Below are 23,290 nucleotides of genomic sequence, written 5' to 3' on the forward strand. Positions count from 1 at the left end.
TTTTGATTGGTATCGTTGGCCTTCAGGCTCGTCAGTCAAACAGACCCAGGAGCAGCTCAGCCGGTGGCGCCCGGCTTTCGGGTAACGCCCTGGTCCCGCTGGTTTCGGCTTTGTGCTTCAGGTGATCAAGGATCTGCTTGATCACTATAGGGTCTTCAATGCAGGCGATGACTTTCATGGCGCCGCCGCAGCCGCTGCAGGTCTCGATGTCGATATTGAAAACACGCTTGAGCCGTTGCGCCCATGTCATCGACGCTCGCCGTTGTGCTGGTGTTGCCGGTTCATCAGCCACCCTGACCTTGTTGCCCCTGCCCCGTTTTGCCGGCGTGACCAACGCCCGGTGCCGACTGTTGGGTGCGAACACCCCGTGGAAGCGGGTTAGGTTGACTCTGGGCTTCGGTACCAGGGCGGCCAGCCTTGCAATGAAATCCAATGGTTCGAAAATGACGTGCGTGGTGCCGTCCCGGTACGGCGTCATGAGCTGGTAGCGCACGTTGCCGCCTCGTGTTAACGACAGCCGCTTCTCGGATACCGCCGGGCGGCTGATGTACCGGCACAGCCGTTCGAGCTTCTTGCGTTCATCGGCCCTGGCCGCCACGCCGGCGTGCAGGCTGGACCCGGCTACCTTGCCAATCCCGTCACCGAACGGATCACCACTGGTCGGCAGAGTTTGCAAAGTGAACACCTTTCGCCCCGCCTGTGAACCGACAGCGATACGGTAAGTGATCGAGTGCCCCAGCAGGGGTGTCATCGGGTCGTCATCCACCGCATCCGAGGCCAGATAGCTGTTTTCGACATCCCGTTCCAGCAGGCCTTGCCGTTCCAGATAGCGACCCACCCGGTGGGCGATGGTGTGCGTCAGCTGGGTGAGCTCTGGGCTGGTCGGCGCCTTGACCCAGCGGAAACGCGCTGAGCCGTGGGATTGCTCGACATACACACCGTCGAGAAACAGCATGTGGAAGTGAACATTCAGATTGAGCGCCGATCCAAAACGCTGGATCAGGGTGACCGCGCCCGTCTTGGCCACTTGGTGGGTATGGCCCGCTTTCTTGACCAGGTGCGTGGCAATGACGCGGTAAACGATGCCCAGCACCCACCCCATGATCTCGGGCCGGCTGGCAAACAGGAAACGCAGCTGAAACGGGAAGCTCAACACCCACTGACGCATGGGTTGTTCAGGCAGTACTTCATCAACCAGCAAGGCGGCACTTTCGGCCATCCGCCGCGCCCCACAGCTCGGGCAGAAACCGCGACGCTTACAGCTGAAAGCGACCAGGTGCTCGGCGTGGCAAGACTCGCAGCGAACCCGTAGAAAGCCATGCTCCAGCCGCCCGCATTGGAGAAATTCTTCAAATTCCCGTTGCACATAGCCCGGCAATTCCTTTCCCTGCTCTGCCATAAGCGCAGCGAATGCCGGGTAATACTCGTCAACGATCTGATAGAGAAGGGTTTGCTCGGGTCGGTGGCTCTGGTAACGACCAGTATCCCGATCCCGGCTGGCCGTCCTGGCCGCCACATGAGGCATGTTCCGCGTCCTTGCAATACTGTGTTTACATACAGTCTATCGCTTAGCGGAAAGTTCTTTTACCCTCAGCCGAAATGCCTGCCGTTGCTAGACATTGCCAGCCAGTGCCCGTCACTCCGCGGTCTTCACTGCGTGATCGAGTTGATCGACACCCGCCGTGACACGCTCCATGAAGTGCCTGCCTGCGTCTGTTAGCCGAACGCCCCGCGCATGGCGCTCAAATAGCAGGACACCAAGGTTATCCTCCAGCGCTTTCACACGCGCGCTGACGCTCGACTGGCTGATACCAAGTGCCTTGGCCGCATGCCGAAAATTCAGATGCTCGGCGACGGCGATGAACTGAACAAGGGAAATGAGCGGTATCCTGCCAGACAGGATACCGACATTCACGAGGTTTCGATGGTTAGTGCGCCGCATCGGAGCGGGCCTGCTACCAGTCGTCGGTTAGACGACTGGCGACTTCTCGGTGGCAGCCCCACGGAGCCGAAGGAGCACCAGCCCCAACGAAACCAGTACCGCCATCGCCGTGGCGTAACAGATCACGGGCCACGCTGTGTCACCGTTTAAAAGTGCCACCGCCAATGTCCCGACAATGCTGACTATCAGGCTTTGAACGCAGAAGTAGAACGCGACCGCTGATCCCGCGATGTCGTCGAACTCTGCCAAAGCGCCGTTCGCGGTAACGGACACCGTGAAGACAATACCGACCGCGACAACCCACATCGGTAGGATGAAGGTGAGGAATGACGGCGAGCCGTAAAGTTCGCCGATCCCCAACAGGACCGCTCCGCAAACAAGCAACGCCATCCCACGCGCCACGCATCCTGCGATGCCCCATCTGGCGACAAAGGACTTCGCGAAACGGGTTGTCACGATCATTACAAGCGCGACAGTGGCGAAGGCAAAGCTGAATCCGATCTCGGAATATTCCGCTTGGCCTATGAGCACACGGGGAGCCGTCGAGAAGAAGACGAAGAAGGTGCCCATACCGGCGCTAAAGCCGACAGTGTAAACCCAAAAAGCCGGACTCGCGAAGATCGGCAAGACAGATCGGCGCGTCTTGACTTGATCCAGAGGGCGGGTTTCGTGCCACCTGAAACCCGCATTTAGGAGTGCGAGCATCGCCAGTATAGCCAAAGTAATGAATATCGCCTGCCATCCCAAGAACTCGCCGATCAATGCTCCGGCGATAGGGCCGAGCGCAGGCACGAACGCCAGCATCGAACTGAAAAGGCCGTAGATGACGACACCCTCAGGACGGTTGGCATAAACGTCGCGAACCGTCGCGAACGTCGCCACCAGCATGGCCGACGCGCCCACTGCTTGAAGTAGACGGAAAGCGACAAAGGCCGGTGCAGTTGAAGACCAAGCTGCTCCCAGAGACGCAATGACGAAAGCCGTTGCGCCCGCAAGTAGAATTGGCCGTCGCCCGATTCTGTCTGAGAGCGGACCAAAAATCACCTGGCCCACGCCGAGCATCACCATATAGAGGCTCAACGTGAGTTGGATCATAGCGGGCGTCGTGTTCAGGATGCCGGGCATCGCTGGAACGACAGGGAGATAAATATCCATCGCCAGTGAAGCGAGGATGTCGAAAGGAGCCATCAGCAGCAGTGCTGCCGGCAGCGTATAGGCCCACGCGGGGCGTGTGGTGGTCATGACGAATCAACCCTCGATTAAGGAATACCGGGCGACGTCTGCTCGTCAGCAATCAGATGAGACTAGCCTTACAGAGCGCCGCAACAACAATACTGGTTGTTGCGGCTTACTTGTCTGCTGACTTGGAATTTCCCATCTGATTACTCCACGCTTACGAATATGAATTGCTACATTTTATCCGATTATCTTTTGCTTCGCAATGCGGCATGGGCGCACTCAGCGTTCCAGCCCCCTCTGCCGCCCTAACTGCCACGACACCGACCCGCCCTGCACGATGCCCATAACCTCGCGGCCGAGTTGGCGGTCGATGATCGGCCGCCACGGGACAAGGGTGAACTCATGGGATTTCAGCCAAAGCATTATCGTATGAATCACCAGTCGTACCGACTGATGCTCGTAAATTTGCTGCTTCTAAACGATTGGTATAGCGAATGGAAAGATATTGCACACCTCTGTCGGAATGATGAATCACATTCTTTGGCATGCCTCGATCATGCAATGCTTGCTCCAATGCATCGAGCACCATATCTGTATTCATCCGTGTCGATACTTTCCATCCAACAATTGCTCGTGAGAACACATCAATAATAAATGCAGTATAAACCCAGCCTGAATTTGTTTGAATATACGTAAAGTCACTCACCCACAGTTGGTCAGGATGATCAGCAGTAAAATTACGTTTTACCAAGTCATCCGCTCGTTTTTGATCATCTCGGCTACGGGTGGTTTGTTTGTTCTTACCACGCCAAACACCTTTTATACCTAGCTTTTGCATTAATCGAGCAACAGTACAGCGCGCAATAATATAGCCTTCACGTTTCAGTTTTTGCCAGACTTTACGTACACCATACCGACCTGAACTTTCCTTCCAAATTCGTTTAATCTCCTCAGCATGATGCAAGTCATGTAAATCTCGCTTTGCTCGATGTTCTGGATTTTCACAGAGATCTAGAGTCCGGTAATAGGTTGAAGGTGCGATCGGTAAAATTCTACAAATCGCCTCGACTCCGTACAGCTCTTTATTATTATGGATAAAATCCACCATTATTTGTGTGGGCGGTCGAGCTCCGCCTGGGCGAAAAAAGCGGCTGCTTTACGTAGAATTTCATTGGCGCGTTGCAGTTCTTTATTTTCGCGTTCGAGTTGTTTGATACGTTCTTGGTCTGAAAGCTGCTGTACTTTAACTGGATTTTGTTTATCTAAATATTTTTGATACCAAACACGTAGTGTTTCAGGAGTACAACCCTTGCGCAGTATACTGCTCAGGGAGCAATAGCGGTGATCGCAGCCCAATTCGATGGATAATCTTTCTCGGATTCAATCAATAATTGAACCGCTCTTTCTCTGATTTCAGGGGTATATTTTACTTTTTTCATCGGGACATTCTCTCAGAAAGCTTGGTCTCCGACAAACCCGGTACGGTTCAAAAATCTTCCATTGATTTATTTATATCTGTTAAACCAGTCGCATTATGAAATGTAATATAAGTAGAAATTTCAGTATAAATGGTCATGATCTTTTCTAAATTTGAATATCTAAGCGTCTTCATTAATCAACCTTATTGATTATTAGTTTCTTCTTTTAAAGCTCTTTGTACTGTTGCTATCCCTACTTTAAACTTTTCTGCAACACCTCTAAATGTTGAATTTTCTTCAGCCATTGCTTTTCGTATTTCAACATAGTCAACCTTCCGCTTTCTTCCCTTATATAAGCCCTTCGCTTTGGCTTTTGCAATTCCTTCCTTTTGACGCTCACGGATCATGGAGCGTTCAAACTCTGCAAATGCAGCAAGCATCTGAAACATGAGTTTATTTATTGCCGATTGTGCTACATCATGACTGAAGGTCAAATTCTCTTTATGAAAAATAATGGTTATACCACGATCATTCAGACTATTCACAATTTCGTTCAGATCATTTGTATTACGTGCCAGACGATCAATACTATGAACATGCACCGTATCACCTTCACGCAGATAGTCGAGCATTGCATTTAACTGAGGACGTTCACGGCTACCACCGCTTGCCTTTTCAGTAAAGGTCTTATCCAGGCTGATTCCATCTAATTGACGTTCAGTATTTTGTTCAGTTGAACTGACTCGAATATATCCGACCTGATTAGGCATTCTGTACCGTTAGAGTTTAGATAATTAAATACATATTGTACCGAAATTAAATATTAAGTCTATAAATACGGTTTTTGAGTTGCTTTTTAAGACTTTATTTTGTTCCGTTAGGCTATAGTCTAAAGTAACACCTTGAACTTTTGCAACAGTGCCCTTAAATTGCTATACACACCAATGGACCAAGCCGGTTCACGTTCTCTTGCATAACTGCAACTTTATTGAAGTTCACATGCTTCAAGATCGCTTTCATCGGCTCCGACATGCCTTCGGTTTCCGACAAATCCGAAATGTACTCTGACTGGTCTACATACTTATAGAAGTTGTTATCAGGGTGTTGTTCTTTAATGCTTTGCCAACATTGGGGAACCATCACAGAGACTGGTCTGATCAGGTTGAAATTATTGGCGATATTCAACCCATACAGGTCGAAATCGGTATACACCGCTACCGGACATTCTTCTGGCAGAACTTCAAGCAACTGATTGACTGACCGGCAGTTCTTACCATGCCCCCTGTAAAGGAATAGGCTGTCTTGCCATTCGAGTGGAACTTGCTGATACCAGTCCGAAATCCGTACAAGCATAGTGCCATTCTCAATAATGATCAGCTTCCTGATTTTTTCTACTGCAAGATGCTCTAAGGACACGGCTGTTGTCACGCCAGGATGTGCAATGTGCATCTCACCGGACTTTAACGGTAGTTGTGCATTGATCGCAGCAAACCAAAGCTGCTCACCGAAAACGCTGGCATTGCCAGACTTTTCATCTATACGATGATCAGCAAGCGATATTCGGTCTGCATTGGAGTCATACGTTACCTCTGGCTCCGTTTTTACATGCTTTCCGTACAGAACCCGAAGCACATCAAGATCTGATTCACTTAGATGCAGCTCACGTTTGATGATGCTACCGATCTGCATGTCTTTGTTCAGCATTGTCCATGTCTTGTTAAGCTTCACCACTCTGGTTTTAAGCTGTAAAACCGTCTGAATGATTGAGAGTTCTCTTTGCCCTAAGCGCATTGCATCACCTTTCCGTTGCTGTCTTTGCGACGAAACACGATATCTGAAATGTAGTAGTTGCCATTATATTTAGCATCCGTTTCACCCACTAACTGCAACTCAAGATGGTTTGAGTGGTTGAGTTCAAACTCATACAGGAGGCGACTAATCCAGTATTCAAATTTGCATCCAGGCTCTAGGCGTATGTAGGCGTTCTTTGCTGATATTTCATTGATTGCCGGACTGCCAAAAGCGTCAAAGAAGAAAAATGCAGCTTTATCCAGAGGTGAGACTGCCTTCACTATCGTATGCGTTGCCTTCTCTACCGGTGGGCGTTTTTTTTCAACAACTGGACCATCTTTTTTAACACGCTTCTGATTGGCTGTCTGAGCTACCGCAGATAAAGTGTTCTCAAAATCCTCAAGGTAGATATCGGCACGAGCTTTCAGCTTGATAAGTGGTACACGACGGAAGCTATCAGGTGCCTTGTTGAAATCAATATCGGCATTCAGCGTCCGGTTGTTGGCAAAATGACGGTGCAGCGCATCAATCAGATTGATTCGCTCCTGGGTTTTTATGTCCTTTTTCCATTCAAAGAGTTGCTTGTCCAGTCGGTGATGGCTGTGGTTCATTTCTTCAATGGCTTCAAACACGCTTGGCTTGAGACGTTTGGAGATCACTCTCTGCAAGTCTGCATCACCTACCGCCAATTCATCCATCGTATTTGGTGAAAGGATTTCCAGTGCCGTAATTAGCATTTTGGCAGTCTTTAAGCTTTGTTCAGCCTTACGCATTTTCATGTCGTAGTTGTTGAACAGCGACAGATACTCAAAGCACTGATCGGCAAAATTGGTCATGTTCTCGCTGATATTGTTTGAAAGCTCAATAATCAGGTCACTTGCTTCAACCTTTAATACTTCGGCACTTTCCGGGTCCTCGACTTTTGACAAGGCATAGTCGGTACTCACCGTTTTGATACGATCAATCAGACCGCTAATGTCGGGTGCGGAAATGTTGCGTTTCTTTCTGTTTTTATAGAAATTCACAAACTCAATGACGAAGTTTCTTAGATGCAGCGTGTTTTTTTCTGCATCCAGATACCCAAGATCGCAAGACAGCAAATTATCAATCAAGGATTTGTTTGATTCATTGACCTGAATAGACGAACTGGTAAACATGATTGCTTCGGCAATAGCATCAATGTTTGCAGAGAAAACCTTCGCCCCACGTTCAGCCGGATTCACGAAGTCGATCATAGTAACTCGCCCTGCTCCACATCATCTGTTTGAGTGATATCAATCGCATTGTGTTCGGCAAGGTACTCAGCTTCATCGTAGAAAATCGACCAACGTGAAGTTGCCAAAAACTCAGTACCCACAACCCCAACCGGCACTAAATATTCGCGCTGTACCAAAAACTGAATAACACCGTTGATCTGGTCTTTCACTGTGCTTGCGGTCTTACCCAACTTTGCAGAGAGTTCTTTTAGCCCTTTTTGGACATGCTTGGACTTCTCCACTTCAACCAGGATTTCACCAGACGTAATTCTGTCGCCTCCAATCAGAGGTTCATTGCGCCCCCCTGCCTTTCTGAACAGTCGCAGCCAGTCCACAAGTGGCTCCATTTTGCTGACGTTTTCCTCAAACTGTTTGGTGATGACCTTTTTGATCTCAGGGTCACTTTCAATATCAAGGTAAATCAGGAAATACCCACCACCGCACGGTGTCTGAATACACTTTTTGCCTAGAAAACTAATATGGTTGTTTAGTTGATCTAAAAATTCGACATCATTCAAAAACTCAAAGTTCTCAAAATCACTCCACTGGTCAATTAGATAACCTTCTAATAATTTGGTCGCTACTTTTGTTAATCGTTTATCAGCCATTTAAAATTCTCCACTTTTTCCCTATTAGACTGGTTCTGCTGCAAGCAATGGGTTATCGCCTTCGATTTCCAGTGGAACAACAGTGCTGACACCATTGGCTCCAACAATGTAGAGATTCTTAAACTTGTGGTTAGAGGTTGAGTTTTCCGGTTGAGCACAGACCAGATAGATTTTGTTATGGTCCATCATGTCGAACAGCAAATTGGTGTTGATCGCATCAAAGTTGCCAATCTCGTCAAGCGGGATATGGATGTAGGTCGAGTTATCAGGGCATAACTTCCGTGACAATGCGAGGAACATGATCAGCACCAGAATACGTGACGTTCCTGTACTCCCTGCACTGGTAAAGTCGTTGTCAGTACGCAGCTCGGCAAGACGACCATTGTTCATCACGCTCATTTTCAGACGTACCATAGAGCGGATATCATCAGTATGTCCTTTGGTGCTTTCAATTGCCTTTAAGGTGTATTCACAGCAACGAATGAAATCCTCGCTCGGAATGGAGCTGCTTTGCATGTTTTCAAAGGATTGATAGTCCTCACACTGCAAAACAAACTGATTGAGCTGATCTAGGGTGTTCTTGTCATTCAGCACACTTTCCAGATTCATTGAGAAGTCAGTGAATGCCTTGAACTTGTTGCTACGGTTCAGGTAACCAGACAGTTCCGTAGATACGCTCTTTAAACGCTTATTTAGATTAAGGATTTCCTGAATATAGTTACGCAACTGAGCCGATTTATTACGGAAAATGTTTGTGACTGCATCATGCTTTTTCGGCAAGTCGTAGTCCATGATGCTTTCGATGGTAGACATGGAGTTAATGGTGTTCATGGTTTCACTGGTAGTCCCCATACTCTCCATCTTTTCCTCAAACAGCTTGAACAGAGAGAAGGCTTCATATTTGCGCAGTAATGCCTTAGAAGCGTTTGTCTGCAAGCGTAATTGATAAATCTGTTTCTTCTGTGTATCAGCCAACGTACCCAGATCACGAGAGAAGCTGTCGAAGCTTAAAAACTCAGGTCGATCTACCTCTACCAATAGGATATCGTCATCGAACAGGTTTTCGATTTCACGCCCCTGTTTATCCAGCTTTTTGATTTTCTCCCTGAAATCTTGTGCACTCGCTTCAAGATTGTCCACTCTTGTACGAAGGGAGGTTCGGACTTGTTCAAGCTCACTTTCCAGTTTGGAAAGATTGTGGCTGTATTCAGATACAAGTTTCAGAGCTTGGTTCATGTCCTCGATATGGTTCTGCTTGTACTGATAGTGGTTTTTCTTCCACATATCGTACTCAGCCAAAATGCTTTCATAGCCTTTGACTTTGGTGTGCTGTGCAATCGCAGCCTTGATCTTCATTTCTGCCTGTTTCAGGATATTTTCATCCACGCCTTGCTCACGCAGTTTGCTGTGATACAGGTTGGTCAAATCATCCATCTTGGCTTGATAGCTGCTCTCTAGCTGCTTTTCCTTTGTGGCAATCAGATCAAGCTTGATACGCAAGTCTGCATAGGACGCATCATAGCTCTCCTTTAAGCCATTTTTTTCAAGCATGTTGGCTGATCGAAGCTCACCACGTTTCTTCGGCTCAATCTGATTGTTGAAAGTTTGCAGCTCGTATTTCGCTCTATTTACAGCTTCTTGCTCAATACGTGTAGCTTCTGCCTTCTTCGCTTTCAGCTCTTTCTCAGTCTGGTCATAAACCTGTCGGGCTTGCTGCTTCTCGTTTTGCAGGGTATTTAACTCATTTTCGAGTTTAACAACTGCAATATTGGTCTCGTTGATCTCTCTATGGATGGACTGAGCCAGATGCGATTGCTTGTCGTACTGCTCAACCAAAGAAGCCGTGTAAATCTCGGCATCTTTCAGACGTATTTGTAGTTGCTCAAGACTGTCGGCTTCCCCTGGAATCTCCAACTTGTTCAGGTCTATTTCAAGACCATAGAGGCTTAGGGCATTGGCATTCACGCCAGTTTGCCAGACAGGGTTCAGGTTGGTTTTGAAGAAAAGCTCAGGATTGATGACCTTCGCAATGGTAGTACGCCAGTCCACATCTTCATTCGGTGCATCATTCAGGAACCGTAGCAAGGTGTCTTTCTGGAACAGGGTTGTACGCAGATTCTCTTCTGACTGCTTGGCTTTCTCAAGCTTGGCTTTTAATCCATTAAGATCATACTGCGCCTTGTTTTGATCAAAATTAAGTTGTTTAAGCTTGTTTTGAGCCGCTTTCAATTCGTCAGACTTTGCAGACAAGGTATTCTCTTTGACTTCATAAGCCAACTTGAGGCGCTGTAGCTGTAGGTTTTCTTCATCCGTAAACAGTGTTGATTGGTGCATGCGCTCCATAGCTGCTGACTGGATATCCAGAAGCCTTTGACGTTCACTGGAAATTTCTTGATCAAGAATTTGGAGCTGTTCAGCCTGTTTGCGCTCAAGCTCTTTCACCTTGAGATCAAAGCGGTTTCGCAACTGGTTGATTGCCTCCTGAACCTCGTTAGATTCAGCATTAAGGGCTTCACTGGATGCCATTTTTTCACGAAGCAAATCTGCTGAATGCTTGTCGTACTCGCGGTTGATATTTTCGTAGCTTTCAGTCAAAAACTGTTTGTATTTCTTCGCTTCTTCAATCTCGTTGAAGTAGTGCGCACGTTTCTTATATTCCTGTTCCATGACGGAAATATTCATGTCTTGATAACGTCTTTCCGCAACTTCAATATCATGAATTGCCTGTTTAAAGTTACCTGCAGACTTTTCTTTTACTGCAATCAGCTCTTTGACTTGTACAATCTGGTTATTCAGGTTACGGACTGTCTCATTCCCTTTGTTCTTTACCGCATAGATTTCATGCTCTATCGAACTGATCTGCTGCTCGTAGTTCACCACATGGTCCCGGAGTACCAACAGGTGTGCATGAAGCGCATTAAAGGAGGCTAAGACCGCATTCTTTAACTGAATGCCAGAGATAATCTTCTGCTTTTCCGATTGAAGGCTTTGTAGGGCTTTCACATCATTGATGGTTGCTAACCAATCTGCGGTAGAGGTTGGTTTTGTTTTGATTTTCTCGTTGTCCAAATACGCTTCAATTAACATGGTTTTGAAGTTTGAGACAACATTGTTCTGGTTAATCGTTACCTGGGTCAGATTGCTCAGGAATTTTAGCTGTTGTTTGCTTCCAGACAGTGAATAGCGGTTGCATAAATCACGAAGGTTTCTTTCACCTGTCAGTCGTGATTTATCTGCAGTCAGCGTATAGATATATTCAGGGATGCTGTCGATCTGACGGCTCACATCAACGCCAGATTTATAAACCTGATCAAATACGTCTTTCACATTCTGAGAAAGACCCAAGATTTCCAGACTGCTCTCACTTAATAGCGTATCTTCCGCGCATCCATCAACAAATCGGTAGTTGTGCTTGCCCTGATTATTATTGCGATACAGCACCACACACTTTGTACCTGAGTGAGCAAGGTATTCAAAAATCACCATGCTTCGACTGCTCGGCAAATAGTAGTCTACGAAATTTTTCTTGTTTGCAGCTTTCTCTATTAACCCATTTGGTGAGGCACCAAAGAAAATAGGAATCAGGTTCAGGAATGAGGTTTTCCCTGCACCGTTGATACCGGTAATGTTTGTATGACCACCACTAATATCAACTCGGAATAGTTTAGATGAAAGAAAAGAATCATAAAGAATGATTGACTGTAAACCTTTCATAGAGGTTTCTTGAGGGTTAATAATACTCATTATATACCTTTTATAAATATTCATAAGTCTAATGGATACTTCAATTTTAAATAAAAACTGTAACTTTCCCTGATCTTATACTTTTATTAAATATAATGGCGGTTATCCGACATAGACACCAACTATCCCCAATTTCTGCGGATAAAACCGGGACAACTTTTAGCCATTTTTGTACGCCCTGGCGCACAGAGATTTAGGGATTTTGCGGCTAGGGCAGCTGCGGTTTTTTACTTATGATGAAGTCATACAGGAACAGGACGTTCCGGAACATAAAACAATAACGATAAGTTCTAGCACCAGGATTATTAGGTAGACAGCCCTACCTAGCACCAAACATGAAAAAGCCCGACAAGATGTCGGGCTTTTTTATTTAATATTATTTTTAAAAAATACTTGCAAATAGTGTAATGAGTTGATCAAATATGAATTCAGTCCACGGATTAAGGACAAGGTAACTTAATATGATTAAACCTCAAGACATTCTAGTTCTCGTAAAACTGATCTCTATTGAGAATCAGCACCAGATATTCAAAGAATACTATTCAGAAGCACAACTTGAGTGGGATAAATTAGAAGATGAGCAGTTAGATATCTTTTTAAAATTAAGTGCTTTTTATGATTCTTTATCAATCAGAGGGTTGGCTGAAGCAGTAGTTATTAGTAAAAGTGAGGTTGCAGAATCTTTAAAGCGTTTAATCAAGATAGGGCTATTGATCGTAACCTCTAATTCACCATTTAAGCGATTAGAGCTAGTAGAAATGCAATGGAAAACCAATAGAAGAGCTCTCTTAGACCTAATTATTTACAGTTTTCAATACTTTTTCCATACAGAAGTTGGTGCTATTGATATTGGTATTCCTACTGTTTTCAATAATAAAAAACTTTCAGATCATTTATCGTATTCTTCTTCATTACCTTATATTTGGCCCGCTCAAAGCTATCAATCAATTTCAGGATTAGCAGTTGAACCATTATATAAATCTGTACCATATGCAGCGTTAGATGATAATTTCCTGTATGAAGTTTTTGCTCTTATTGATGTGTTTAGAATAGGTTCCCCAAGGGAAAAGAAAATAGCTGAAAAGTTATTACGTGAGTATCTACAATGAATAATGCTTTAACACAAATGAAGATGCTAGAGCAGGTTATAAGTGCTTTAAGCGAGGATCTTATCAAAGACCTAGTATTTATTGGAGGGTGCACTACTAGCCTGTTTTTAGATCCAGAAAATTTATCTTTATCAACTAGATACACTCAAGATGTTGATTTAATTGTAGATATAAAGACTACAACCCAATGGTATGAGTTAGATGAGAAAGTCAGAAAACTAGGGTTTAAAAATTATCAAAGTTCAGATCCATTTGAAAAGAACACGGACTTCACTTGTCGCTACCAACTAGGGGAAGATCTAATTGTAGACTTTATGCCCACTGATGAAAAAATTTTAGGCTTCTCTAATTCTTGGTATCTAGAAGCTTATAAGAAAAAAGTAGAGTATAAGCTAGGAAATAATTTAATTATCAATACCTTAATGCCTGAATATTTCTTAGCAACCAAGTTTGAAGCATTACATGGCCGTAAAGAAGATCCCTTATATAGCAAAGACTTAGAAGATATCATCACAATTTGCTTGGGACGATCCTCCTTAGTTGAAGAAGTCTATAATGCTCCAACAGAACTCAAAGATTACTTATCTGACCAATTTAAAAAACTCACTGAATTAACTGATTTTGAAATCATAATGGAAGATCAATGTAGATTTGGCTCAAGAGAAAGAGCTTTACAAGTAATTCAAGCGATCATAAAACAATGGCCAAAAGCATATTAATAAACTCCTTTTCCTTATGTCAGAATCTTAGCGCACCAGAAAAATTTGGAATCGATGCTGTAGGGAACCTTACTGATAATGAAAATCTATATTTTTGTTACGTAGTGGATGGTCATGGGGGATGTAAAAACAGCGACATACTAGTTAAAAATTTTCAGGCTTATGTGCTTTCTTTGAAGGACGTCTTTGCTCAATTAAATAATACTACACAAGATATACATGATTTTTTTGAACGTCTAACAGAGAATTTTTATATAGAACATCGGGGAAAATTGCGACCTGCAGCAATGAGTATTTTGATGGTTATTTTTAGTCAGACTCAAATTTATTCAGCACATTTGGGTGATTGCAGACTTGGGAAAATCAATAATGAGCAACAAATCAGTTGGATTACTTATCCTCATAATTTAGCGATGAGCTTAAATAATCAAACAGATCCCCAAAGTATCGAAATGATACTTAGGTCTTCTTCAAATGATAATATTGTCACCAAGTCATTTAATACAAAAAAGTTAAAACCCTTGAGCTTTAAGACCTTAGATATTGAAAAAAAATCCACATATATTCTAGCATCCGATGGATTTTGGAAGCTTTCAGAAAATGATATAAAAACAATAATTTATAGCAAAAATTTATCCGAAGTATCTTCATTATTTGATGATATTTCTCTATGGGTTATATCATTCATTTAACATAAAGTCTCATATACCCAATTCGGATGTTAAAATCAAATAAACCTAATTTTTATAAGCAGATACTCGCTATGAACCGTACCGGGTTTGTCGGAGAATTTTTATTTAAGTTAGGCCACCTGACCTAACGGGTTAATCTTATCATTGTACATTGCTTCAAACTCAAAAGGCGATACATTGTCAACGGCATTCTAAAATTGCCCCCTTTTACCTTACAAATGGCAAAGTAAAATTGACCCCTGAAATCAGAGAAAGAGCGGTTCAATTACTAATTGAATCTGAAAAAGATTATCCTTCTACTTGGGCAGCAATCACAGCTATTGCTCCTAAAATCGGTTGTACTCCTGAAACATTGCGTGTTTGGTATCAAAAATATTTAGATCAACAAAATCCTGTCAAAATACAACAGATATCTGATCAAGAAAAAATGAAGGGTAATCCCCCACTAAAATACTAGCTCTTTAAAAGAGGCAGTATTATGCTTTTACAACATGGTGTTTAACTTGAGAAACTGAATTTAAAACAATCTACTGTAACTCTTCCAGACAGATATGAAATTAATCCACCCCTAGCCCCTTAAACACAGCATCTACCGGATCTGCATAAAAGCTGGTCTGGAACTTGGTAAACAGTCCCACAGGAATCGTTGGGATATCTGCCGCACTACTCATTGGCAAAGCAACCTTCTTGGCACCAGCATCAAAAGCAACTTGCAGACATTCGGCAATACTTTCCACCGGTGTCACAGAACCACCCAAGCTCATATCACCCAGTACCACCATCTGACTTTGTACCGATCGTCCTAACAGGCCAGAAGCGAAAGCCACTAAACTTGGTAAGGCAAGATGGCTGAGCGGCCCGGTATTCTGTAATTCAACCACATGTAAGTGGAAGTCATGTTCCAGCACCTTACTGCCACCCGATATTCTGGATGCATTGGCCTTGAAGTAGTCAAATGCGATTTTGACCTGCTCCTTGGCACTGCTTGAATTCCATAAGCCTGATGTCGCCAATTTTCCAGAACCTTTGGTCACTTGAAGTTCTAAGCGGTATAACCCCGGCATGCCTTTATTACTGAGCCCGATGGTATACAGAAAACCTGGCTTGGCTGGACCTTCAGGAATCAGTCCGCCACCCCCCTGCTCTTTGACGGAAACAAAGTGCTCTTCTAGGGTGTCATTGTCGATATAGCTAAAATGCACATCATAGAATTCCATCCCTCCAATTTTCTTCAGCTGTTCTTTAACCCGACGGCGCACCTGCAGTGCATATTGAAGACATTGCCGTACATCTTCTTTATTAAACTGACCGTGTGGGTAGAGCAGCTTCATCAATCCAGAAACCGTCTTGCGAACGGCGATCACATCACGCTGATTCAGGTTATTTCCGAGTTTGAAGTACTTCTCAATGGAATCTGCAAAGCTACGCTTGCGCATTTCCCGGAAGAATTCAGCCAGATAATCAACAATCAGGCCATAACGGTTGGTGAAGAACTCCGGGCGCATCTTGGGAATTTCCCAGCCGGGGATGTAAGCATGAAAACGATCGAAGAATGCCGAATCAATCATGGCTTCAGGGAACGGCGCCAAGAGATGGCTTGTTTTAACCAGAGATTCCACACTTTGGTTAATATTACCCACAAAAACCATCGAAGCTGAGGCTTCCATCTGTTCACGACCACGGGCAAAAGATCCAGAGGCCATGTAGTCTTTCATGATCTGTACGCCATCTTTGTCCTTAAAGGAAATACCAGCGACTTCATCAAAGGCCACCACATCCCAGAGTCCAACCAGACCAATACGGCGGCTACTCATGTTATAGAACAGATTGGCGACAGTGGTTTGCCCACCTGAAACTAGAATACTATTCGGTGAACACTCTTTGTAAATATGGCTTTTCCCGGTACCGCGTGGTCCAAGTTCACAGACGTTATAGTTATTTTCAACGAACGGAACCATACGTGCTAATAGGTGCCATTGCACGTCCTCTTTTAGCGAAGCCGGTTCCATGCCGATCGAACGGATTAAACTCTCGCGCCACTGATCCGTGCTTAATGCTGCTCTGCCACTGAAGAGTTCATCCATATTCATATTCGGCATTTGAATCGGCTTGAGTAAACTCACCCCAAATGGAGAACTGGTCTGCCCTTCATCAAAGTAGTAGCTGAGCGTAGCAATGACCCAGATACCACCAACAAGTAATTTTTCATACTCTTTGACGATGCCTGCCGAGATTTCGGCATCTTTGATACCCAAATTACTAAAGGAGGCTTCGTATTTGTCCTTACGCTCATTCAGCTTCACCGTGACCCGATCAATGACCTTATAACTGCCCCGTTCACGAACCAGGGATTTCACCTTCTCGGCTTCATCAGGACGGACGTAGTTCTCAGCCAGTACGGTCTTTACGTTACGTAGTCCCTGTTCAATGATCTCTGGATCATCCGAGGCACAGTACATTCCCAGCAGGTATTCAAGTACATAGACAGGGACATTTGCCCCTTCTTTGATCAGTTTAGTTAGATCCTTACGTACCACCCGCCCAGCAAAGTGTTCATTCAGCAGCTGATCCAGTTCTTTATCGTTAGCAGATTCCATGTAGGCTACGCTCTATCGTTAATTCGTTATCAGAAGAAGTCATCGGTAAATGCCAGATCAATGGTGACCTTATAGCGTTGCATCTCGATATTAAGGTCTTTGTCCTTCAGTACCAGGAAGTAATCTTTCTTACGGTCAAAATCAGTGCCAGATAATGACAGTCTGACCTGTTTTACCCGATCGGCAACAGAGTCGGTACTGCTATCAAAGGTCAAGGTTTCTTCACTTGACACTTTGAGATCCCCATCATAAATGGCAATCGACAGGGTCACTGGCATGACCAGCTCACTGACAGCTTCGGTTTGCATCAAATCAAACTTCTGGATGTTATTGACCATCTTCAGCGTGGATTTGGTAGAAATAACCTCAACTTTACGCTTGGTTCGTTGTCCGGCCTTTTCACCACGCAGCTGTTTTACCGTCAGTACAGGCACCACGATTTCCTGAGGCATGATGCCACCATGCACGAAACGTGAGCCTCCTACAAAATGGAAACGGTTCGCCCCTTTTGGAATCCAGAAATCAGTCGCAGATAGTGTACCTGCCGTAGCTTGGGTTGAGCCTTTCCATGCTTCCTTGCTCTCTGGTAAACCATGCCCAATCACATAGCGTTTTTTGCTTTTCAATGTATTGGCAGGTTTTTCAGTCAAGCTTGAACGATCCGCAGATTCTAGTTTACTTTGCTGGAACAAGAAGCCATGGTCGGCTGTGACCAACAGGGTAGAAATATTGAAATGCATCAAGATTTTGCGGCTAAGTTCAGTCAGCTCTTCAATGGCATGTTCCACCGCCATAAAGGTTTCTGATTCTGTAGAGGCACTGTCTCCCCGAGCATCAATCACGTTGTGATAAACGTAAATCAAATCATGGTCTTTAAGTGCTTCACGGCCTTCATCACGCGACCAACTTTTTACAGTTTCAGCGGTAACCGCCAATCCATTATAGGCTGCCAGAATTTTGGATCGTGCTGCAGTCCCTTTGCTGGACTGCCCATCTACTAAAACATCATCCCCTGCGGCCTCTTTGTACTCCAAAGTCTGGTGCGGCAACAACGAAGCCATGCCGAGTGTGGTGTAACTTGGCACAACGCCCAGCTGTGAAGACAATGTCGCTTCAGAATAACGCTTTTCATTGATACGATCACGCAGCTCTACTGCAGCTTCATAGCGGAAAGCATCACTGATGATCACCACAATACGGCGTTTCGTTGCAGAACCTAGTAAGGGTCTGACATGGATATCATAGAAGTTCTGCTGATTTGGGATATCTGCCATTTTCCAGACATTCAAGCGTTGCTCAGCTTCAATCCGCTCTCCCCAGTTTCGTGCCAAGTGGTCAATAAACCAGTAGGAATAGCAATTTTCGACTTCTTCATCGAGTTTTTTCAGGATATCGACATGAGCGCGTTGAGAAGCAGCACTGTAGTGGCGATATGCCATATCAAAGCGATACAGCTCCTGCTCGTAGGCTTTATACAAGGCTTCGCTGGAGTCGAAATAGAACCCAGAATCAAACAGCAGTCGCAGACTGAACAGGTCAATGGCTGCCTGCAACGCTGTATAGACAGTGCGATATTTACGGCGGGTTGCATCATCCTTATGTTTGGAAGCCCAATAGCCATCCAAACGGGTAGAAATAATCGTTCTGAAATGTTCCAGTTCAGCTTTGGTTGCTGCAGGGATCTGGCTGGACAGATCGACAATGATCTTTTGTTCAATCACTTCAAAAGTCATGACATCCAGCAGCTGCCCCAGATCAAAGGCCCCGACCTTCTCCTGGATCCGCAGTGCATTGGCCACGGTCTGGGAGAGTGTATCGAAGGTTGGGTAGTATTTAGAACTGTCTCTCCAGCGCGACAAAAAGGCTCTAGCCGTCGCACGGGAGCTGACGGATGACATCACCAGTTCCTGAGCCCATAGCGGTATATCGCCCAGACTTTCACAGAAACCTGTAGTCATCAAACGGATAAAGAACGTACCGAGCTTGAATGGTGCTTCCCCATTCAATTCTTCAACCGATGCTGGATAACCAATTTCCGCCTGTAATGCTGTGACTAAAGCTGGCACTAGTTGGAATTTTTCCAGTTCAGCAAAGGAGTCTGGATTCACTTCCAGATCCAGATTCTGCTGTACCATTTCATCTGCTAGCGCCAGAACGATATGCATCAGCTCGGCACTGTCGGCCTTGACCACAGCTGCAATCATGGCCATATCTAGATCCTGTGCATCTGCATCAGGCTGGATATAGCGTTTTAACGCGCTCAGACGTGCTTTGGCTTTAAGGAACTCTTCACGTTTGGCCAGATGTTCTCTTAAACTTTGTTGCTGTAGCCCAAGCTCATTGAAAATAATCGAGAAACGATCGGCATAGAAGCTGCGTGAATACAGCTTGATGTCCAGTAACCAGTCTTTTTCAGTTTCAGGCTCAGCACTTGGGAAATACAGCAAGTATTTACCCTGCTGATCCTCAAGTTCCAGTTTAAGCTTAATCGCAAGGCTGGATTCTTCTGCCATATTCAGAATCTGGACATCCCCCAGATTTAAAGCTTTTACTTCTTCGCTGAAGGACTGTTCCGCATCGTACCAGAAGACAATCCGGTGCTGTTCAATATAAAAGGCTTGTTCCAGACCTTGTTGTAGTTGACTTAAATTCATGCAACGACCTCATCAAGGTCTAGTACCGGAGAAAAAGCATTCATCATTTCTCCCCCGTCACTGCTTTCACTTCAGCCAGCAAGTCCCCAAACTTGCCATAATTGACTTTCACCCCATCATCCAGATCTAACGTAATACGCTGATCGGCATAATGACGCAGTTTTTCCTCAAAACTACTGAGTTCAGCCTGTTGCTTATGCAAGTTTTGCAGCTCTTTCTCTTTTCGTTTGATTTCAGCAGCAGAATCACTGTTTTCGATTTCACTTTGCAAAGAATTGACCATAGCGGACATTTTGGAAATGAGTGGCATAACGTATTCAGTACGCATACGTGCCAAGGTACTTTCGTTATAGCGGTGCAAGTACACCAACGCCTGGAAAGCGCCCTGTTTACCACTGCTGAATAACCAGTAAATCGGGCGCTTTTTATAGGTTTGCATATGGTCTTTATAGAACTTACTCGCTAGGTAACGGCGAATCGTATCTTCAGCGGTTTCATTGGCTTTTTTATCTAAGCTTTCTGCTAGCCACAACATATTGGCATCTAGCGTGTCTTTGCCCCAAACGGCAGTTAAGAACTCTTGGATACGATGTGTAGCATCATCTTCAAACCAGTGCATTTCGGTCAGTGGAATAATGCCGTCAGCATCAGCTGGGAATGTTTGATAACGGCTGGCATCGAAGTCTTGGTTGCCTGCATGAGCATAGATCAGACCTGGTTCGTCCAAGCTATAACGTCCCATCATGCAGCCAAGCGCATAAGAAACTAAACGCTGGCTGTCTTTTTCACGATCAGCTCGGGTTAAAGTGATTTGCTCATCGGGTACATCTGGGGTGAGTTCATCCTGTAAACCATAAGCATCAATAAATAGCTTATTGTTTTCTTCTTCCAAACGTTTCATTTCAGCTACGGCGTCAGAGTTTTGTTGCTGCCAGGCTGTAAAGGCGTGTTCTAAGTTTAGCTGTTGAGTGCGGATGATTGGGTTTTGAGTAAAGTCCCATGATGTTTCATAAGAATCCCAGTCATACTTTGCAATTTGAATGCATGTTTCTACATGGTTATTTTTTTCGGTCACTTCAATATAAGGTAATTGTTGAATATTACCTACCTGAAAGTTTACAGTAGGATTAACGACTTTCATTAATTGTGGAGCTATATATGAACACAAGAATCCAGTAATTACTTTGTAGTGATTATGTTTTGGGAATAAAGAAGACCCTCCGACATCAAATATAAAACCTGTTGGATAATATCTAACACCAAAATATGAGGCACTTATGAATGACCAACTCACTGATTGTCTAAAGTAAAATTCTGTGTTTTGTGGTCTAGATCGTTGTTTACCATTTGCATCTACAAAGTTTCTTATTTCAAAACCATCATTTTCCCAGTTAACAATAAGTTCTTGATTACCATACCATTTACGAAAATCACCTCCTTTATTATAAGGAAACCATTTTTTATTTGAAAATTTAGCTTGTTCCCTATTTTCAAAATGAAAACCAATTCTTTGAATACTAACTTCTTGCCAAAAACGTAAAAAACGATTGTTATCTCCTGTTTGTAATCCAACCACAGCATCTGCGATATTACCAATCGCTAGGTTTTTTTCAAAAATTTCTCCGACTTTATCACTCACCCAAAAAGCAACTGGACTACCAGGAATTTTTTTAAATTTTTCCTGTGATGAAAGAAATTTCAATGTGGAATCATTCGAGTTTATAGTTTCTAAGAATTTTATTGGTTGTGATTCAGCTGAACCTAAGTGCCCTAGATCGAAATAGGTACCATTTATGTTCTCAACAGTATTAGCTACTGTAAATGCTACAACAGAAACAATTGCTGAATCAAAAAACATTGTAAAGGAAGGTTTTACTAAAGAAGTTATTGATTTACTTTTAGATAAATTTTTTCTTAATTTTTCATAAGATGATAATGACATCCACGTATATGGTGTCATAAAACCAAGTTGCCCATTTGTTTTGATAAACAACGAATTTCTAATCACAAATGCAGAAAATAGATCTTTATCATAACCTTTATAGTTTTTCGTTAAATAGGTTTTAAGGTTTGGATTTATATATTTATTACCCATATACGGTGGGTTAGCTATCACTGCATCATATTGTTTAGCAAGTAATTTAGCTTGTTGAACTAAAGGTAACAGTTCTTGTGCTGACTGCTGTGCAAAAATATCACCAGACTCTAATGCTGTATTGAGCTTTGTTTCTAAATCAGGTAGTTTCTTTGCAAATGCTTGAGGAATTTGGATCAAAGAACCAAAAGTAGAAGCATGTTCAAATAGGTCTAGCAGTTCTTTTAAATCGGTCTGAGCAATACCAGTACTTGCCAAATCCTGACTGAATGCATCCAAACGTTCCGGCTGGCTATCCTGTAACGCAATGATATTCAGTTTTGGTGGATTGCTAAATAAACGTCGGTCATCCTCACGCGCTTTCATCAGCAATGCAAAACTCGCAAGCTGTGCCGCACGGGTATCGATATCAATCCCGTACAGGTTATTTTCCAAAATCAAACGTGGAATATCACGGCTGCGGTAACCACGTTCTAAATAAATCGCTTTTAAGCAGTCATAAGCTTCCACCAGAATATGCCCCGAACCACAGGCCGGATCGAGTACCGTAATGCTTTCAGGGTTTAAAGTATCGCCATCTTCACTGATCCGCACATCAATCAATTGTTTTAACTGGGCATTGACTTCATCGGTCTGTTCCGCTGGTTGAATGTAATATTCCCACTCACTGGCCAGCGTACTCTCCGGCTGTGCCATCATCCATAAACGACCGACACTATTCTGTACCAGGTATTTCACAATCCAGTTTGGGGTGAAGAGTTGTGTCGCTGCAGGAATATCTTCACTCTTGACGACTTTACCAATCACCTGGTCTTTCTTTTCAGAAATATAGAACTGATACAGCCAGCCAATAATCTGCACATCCGACCAATCTTCTTCCGGAATGCTGCTCACCAAATCACGGATCAAGGAATCGGTTTTGGTGAGGTTATCCGGTAATAACAGTTCTGACTCATCAGACACCTGTTCGAACAGGAGTGGCATGACCTGATTCAACGCATGACACTGAGCCAGTAACAGTTCCCGATACAGCTCTTCGTCTTTATTGCCATCCAGCTTGAGTTCAGCCACACGACTAGCATTTAAACCCGGTAGGTCAATATCCAAACATTCTTCCAGAATCTGTGGCAAGCCAGCACTGCCATCAGCACTACTCAGTACACGGCGACCATGATCCAGTAAGCCTTTGCATTCCATGTAACGAATCGCACAGAGACGGTTAAACCAACTGTAAGCGATATAATCAATCGTCTGCTCAAAACTGCTGGTTTGAATGCGCTTGATCAGCTTGTCACGTGGTTTCATGACTGATAGCGGAAAAACCTGATCGCCAATCAGCAGCAAGTCGCCTTTCTGTTCTGCCGGTAAAATGCTGTCTGCGGTGATGCCATATTTGGCGGCCTGCTTGCGCATCGCTGCGATAAAATCATTACGTGCTTGCGGTGCGTATTTTTTAATATTACTGGTATTCATCTTTAAACCTTTA

14 protein-coding genes, 3 pseudogenes and 1 other annotated feature are annotated in these 23,290 nt (G+C 44.2%); of the genes and pseudogenes, 4 read left to right on the forward strand and 13 right to left on the reverse strand.

Going from position 1 to position 23,290, the window contains the following annotated elements; all coding sequences use genetic code 11:
* Nucleotides 1-31: 31 nt before the first annotated feature.
* From FTU83_RS10975 to FTU83_RS11020, 10 genes and pseudogenes are all read right to left on the reverse strand, one after another.
* Nucleotides 32-1,525 carry an IS91-like element ISVsa3 family transposase gene (locus FTU83_RS10975; protein ID WP_180124329.1) on the reverse strand — a complete coding sequence of 498 codons (1,494 nt, stop codon included), beginning with the start codon at nt 1,523-1,525 and terminating at the stop codon, nt 32-34.
* Between the two features lie 111 nt (nt 1,526-1,636).
* Nucleotides 1,637-1,942 carry a LysR family transcriptional regulator gene (locus FTU83_RS10980; RefSeq protein WP_001255015.1) on the reverse strand — a complete coding sequence of 102 codons (306 nt, stop codon included), beginning with the start codon at nt 1,940-1,942 and terminating at the stop codon, nt 1,637-1,639.
* Between the two features lie 27 nt (nt 1,943-1,969).
* Entirely contained in the window at nt 1,970-3,184 is a 1,215-nt protein-coding gene (floR, locus tag FTU83_RS10985; RefSeq protein ID WP_000214119.1) for a chloramphenicol/florfenicol efflux MFS transporter FloR, read from the reverse strand.
* A gap of 216 nt (nt 3,185-3,400) precedes the next feature.
* A pseudogene (locus tag FTU83_RS10990) lies at nt 3,401-3,532 on the reverse strand (DUF3363 domain-containing protein); the annotation flags it as partial.
* Nucleotides 3,531-4,560, reverse strand: a pseudogene (locus FTU83_RS10995) (IS3 family transposase); the annotation flags it as partial. The pseudogenes FTU83_RS10990 and FTU83_RS10995, both read right to left, overlap by 2 nt.
* Nucleotides 4,155-4,271 (reverse strand) — a sequence feature (AL1L pseudoknot). Its footprint overlaps the pseudogene before it by 117 nt.
* A gap of 182 nt (nt 4,561-4,742) precedes the next feature.
* A complete protein-coding gene (locus tag FTU83_RS11000) occupies nt 4,743-5,309 on the reverse strand; it encodes a recombinase family protein (RefSeq protein ID WP_006581699.1) in 567 nt (188 codons plus the stop codon).
* Nucleotides 5,310-5,463: 154 nt separating this feature from the next.
* The gene (locus tag FTU83_RS11005; protein ID WP_004676005.1) at nt 5,464-6,330 is read right to left on the reverse strand and encodes a hypothetical protein; all 867 of its coding nucleotides are present in this window, start codon (nt 6,328-6,330) and stop codon (nt 5,464-5,466) included.
* Nucleotides 6,321-7,565, reverse strand: a complete 1,245-nt coding sequence (locus FTU83_RS11010; protein WP_005100615.1) for a hypothetical protein — start codon at nt 7,563-7,565, stop codon at nt 6,321-6,323. The genes FTU83_RS11005 and FTU83_RS11010 overlap by 10 nt, the downstream gene beginning before the upstream one ends.
* Complete coding sequence (locus FTU83_RS11015; RefSeq protein ID WP_004676008.1) at nt 7,562-8,194, reverse strand: hypothetical protein; 633 nt, start codon at nt 8,192-8,194, stop codon at nt 7,562-7,564. The genes FTU83_RS11010 and FTU83_RS11015 overlap by 4 nt, the downstream gene beginning before the upstream one ends.
* A gap of 24 nt (nt 8,195-8,218) precedes the next feature.
* Nucleotides 8,219-11,938 carry an ATP-binding protein gene (locus FTU83_RS11020; protein WP_078390059.1) on the reverse strand — a complete coding sequence of 1,240 codons (3,720 nt, stop codon included), beginning with the start codon at nt 11,936-11,938 and terminating at the stop codon, nt 8,219-8,221.
* 461 nt (nt 11,939-12,399) lie between these two features.
* Here FTU83_RS11020 and FTU83_RS11025 point away from each other — a divergent pair, with 461 nt between their 5' ends.
* The 4 genes and pseudogenes from FTU83_RS11025 to FTU83_RS11040 form a co-directional block, all read left to right on the forward strand.
* Nucleotides 12,400-13,047 (forward strand): hypothetical protein, encoded by a 648-nt coding sequence (locus FTU83_RS11025; protein WP_004827010.1) that lies wholly within the window; start codon nt 12,400-12,402, stop codon nt 13,045-13,047.
* Complete coding sequence (locus tag FTU83_RS11030; RefSeq protein ID WP_159153672.1) at nt 13,044-13,766, forward strand: hypothetical protein; 723 nt, start codon at nt 13,044-13,046, stop codon at nt 13,764-13,766. Before FTU83_RS11025 ends, FTU83_RS11030 begins: the two co-directional genes overlap by 4 nt.
* Nucleotides 13,748-14,458, forward strand: a complete 711-nt coding sequence (locus tag FTU83_RS11035; protein WP_004827016.1) for a serine/threonine protein phosphatase — start codon at nt 13,748-13,750, stop codon at nt 14,456-14,458. Before FTU83_RS11030 ends, FTU83_RS11035 begins: the two co-directional genes overlap by 19 nt.
* Before the next feature lie 196 nt (nt 14,459-14,654).
* Nucleotides 14,655-14,891 (forward strand): annotated as a pseudogene (locus FTU83_RS11040) (hypothetical protein); the annotation flags it as partial.
* 124 nt (nt 14,892-15,015) lie between these two features.
* On the opposite strand, the gene brxL reads toward FTU83_RS11040, so the two are convergent.
* The 3 genes from brxL to pglX are packed head-to-tail and all read right to left on the reverse strand — an operon-like array spanning nt 15,016 to nt 23,277.
* The gene (gene brxL / locus FTU83_RS11045; RefSeq protein WP_180106512.1) at nt 15,016-17,055 is read right to left on the reverse strand and encodes a protease Lon-related BREX system protein BrxL; all 2,040 of its coding nucleotides are present in this window, start codon (nt 17,053-17,055) and stop codon (nt 15,016-15,018) included.
* A gap of 29 nt (nt 17,056-17,084) precedes the next feature.
* Nucleotides 17,085-19,709 (reverse strand): BREX-1 system phosphatase PglZ type A, encoded by a 2,625-nt coding sequence (pglZ, locus tag FTU83_RS11050; protein ID WP_180106515.1) that lies wholly within the window; start codon nt 19,707-19,709, stop codon nt 17,085-17,087.
* 43 nt (nt 19,710-19,752) lie between these two features.
* On the reverse strand, nt 19,753-23,277 hold the full coding sequence (gene pglX / locus FTU83_RS11055) for a BREX-1 system adenine-specific DNA-methyltransferase PglX (protein WP_180106517.1): 3,525 nt from the start codon (nt 23,275-23,277) through the stop codon (nt 19,753-19,755).
* Nucleotides 23,278-23,290: the final 13 nt, after the last annotated feature.

Origin of the sequence: Acinetobacter sp. YH12152 (assembly GCF_013418285.1) — a bacterium.
GTDB lineage: Bacteria > Pseudomonadota > Gammaproteobacteria > Pseudomonadales > Moraxellaceae > Acinetobacter > Acinetobacter amyesii.

What these genes read in the sequence shown, in the direction of transcription:
- FTU83_RS10975 (WP_180124329.1), bottom strand. Translation starts at nt 1,525, where the DNA reads ATGCCTCATGTGGCGGCCAGGACGGCCAGCCGGGATCGGGATACTGGT.
- FTU83_RS10980 (WP_001255015.1), bottom strand. Translation starts at nt 1,942, where the DNA reads ATGCGGCGCACTAACCATCGAAACCTCGTGAATGTCGGTATCCTGTCT.
- floR (WP_000214119.1), bottom strand. Translation starts at nt 3,184, where the DNA reads ATGACCACCACACGCCCCGCGTGGGCCTATACGCTGCCGGCAGCACTG.
- FTU83_RS11000 (WP_006581699.1), bottom strand. Translation starts at nt 5,309, where the DNA reads ATGCCTAATCAGGTCGGATATATTCGAGTCAGTTCAACTGAACAAAAT.
- FTU83_RS11005 (WP_004676005.1), bottom strand. Translation starts at nt 6,330, where the DNA reads ATGCGCTTAGGGCAAAGAGAACTCTCAATCATTCAGACGGTTTTACAG.
- FTU83_RS11010 (WP_005100615.1), bottom strand. Translation starts at nt 7,565, where the DNA reads ATGATCGACTTCGTGAATCCGGCTGAACGTGGGGCGAAGGTTTTCTCT.
- FTU83_RS11015 (WP_004676008.1), bottom strand. Translation starts at nt 8,194, where the DNA reads ATGGCTGATAAACGATTAACAAAAGTAGCGACCAAATTATTAGAAGGT.
- FTU83_RS11020 (WP_078390059.1), bottom strand. Translation starts at nt 11,938, where the DNA reads ATGAGTATTATTAACCCTCAAGAAACCTCTATGAAAGGTTTACAGTCA.
- FTU83_RS11025 (WP_004827010.1), top strand. Translation starts at nt 12,400, where the DNA reads ATGATTAAACCTCAAGACATTCTAGTTCTCGTAAAACTGATCTCTATT.
- FTU83_RS11030 (WP_159153672.1), top strand. Translation starts at nt 13,044, where the DNA reads ATGAATAATGCTTTAACACAAATGAAGATGCTAGAGCAGGTTATAAGT.
- FTU83_RS11035 (WP_004827016.1), top strand. Translation starts at nt 13,748, where the DNA reads ATGGCCAAAAGCATATTAATAAACTCCTTTTCCTTATGTCAGAATCTT.
- brxL (WP_180106512.1), bottom strand. Translation starts at nt 17,055, where the DNA reads ATGGAATCTGCTAACGATAAAGAACTGGATCAGCTGCTGAATGAACAC.
- pglZ (WP_180106515.1), bottom strand. Translation starts at nt 19,709, where the DNA reads ATGAATTTAAGTCAACTACAACAAGGTCTGGAACAAGCCTTTTATATT.
- pglX (WP_180106517.1), bottom strand. Translation starts at nt 23,277, where the DNA reads ATGAATACCAGTAATATTAAAAAATACGCACCGCAAGCACGTAATGAT.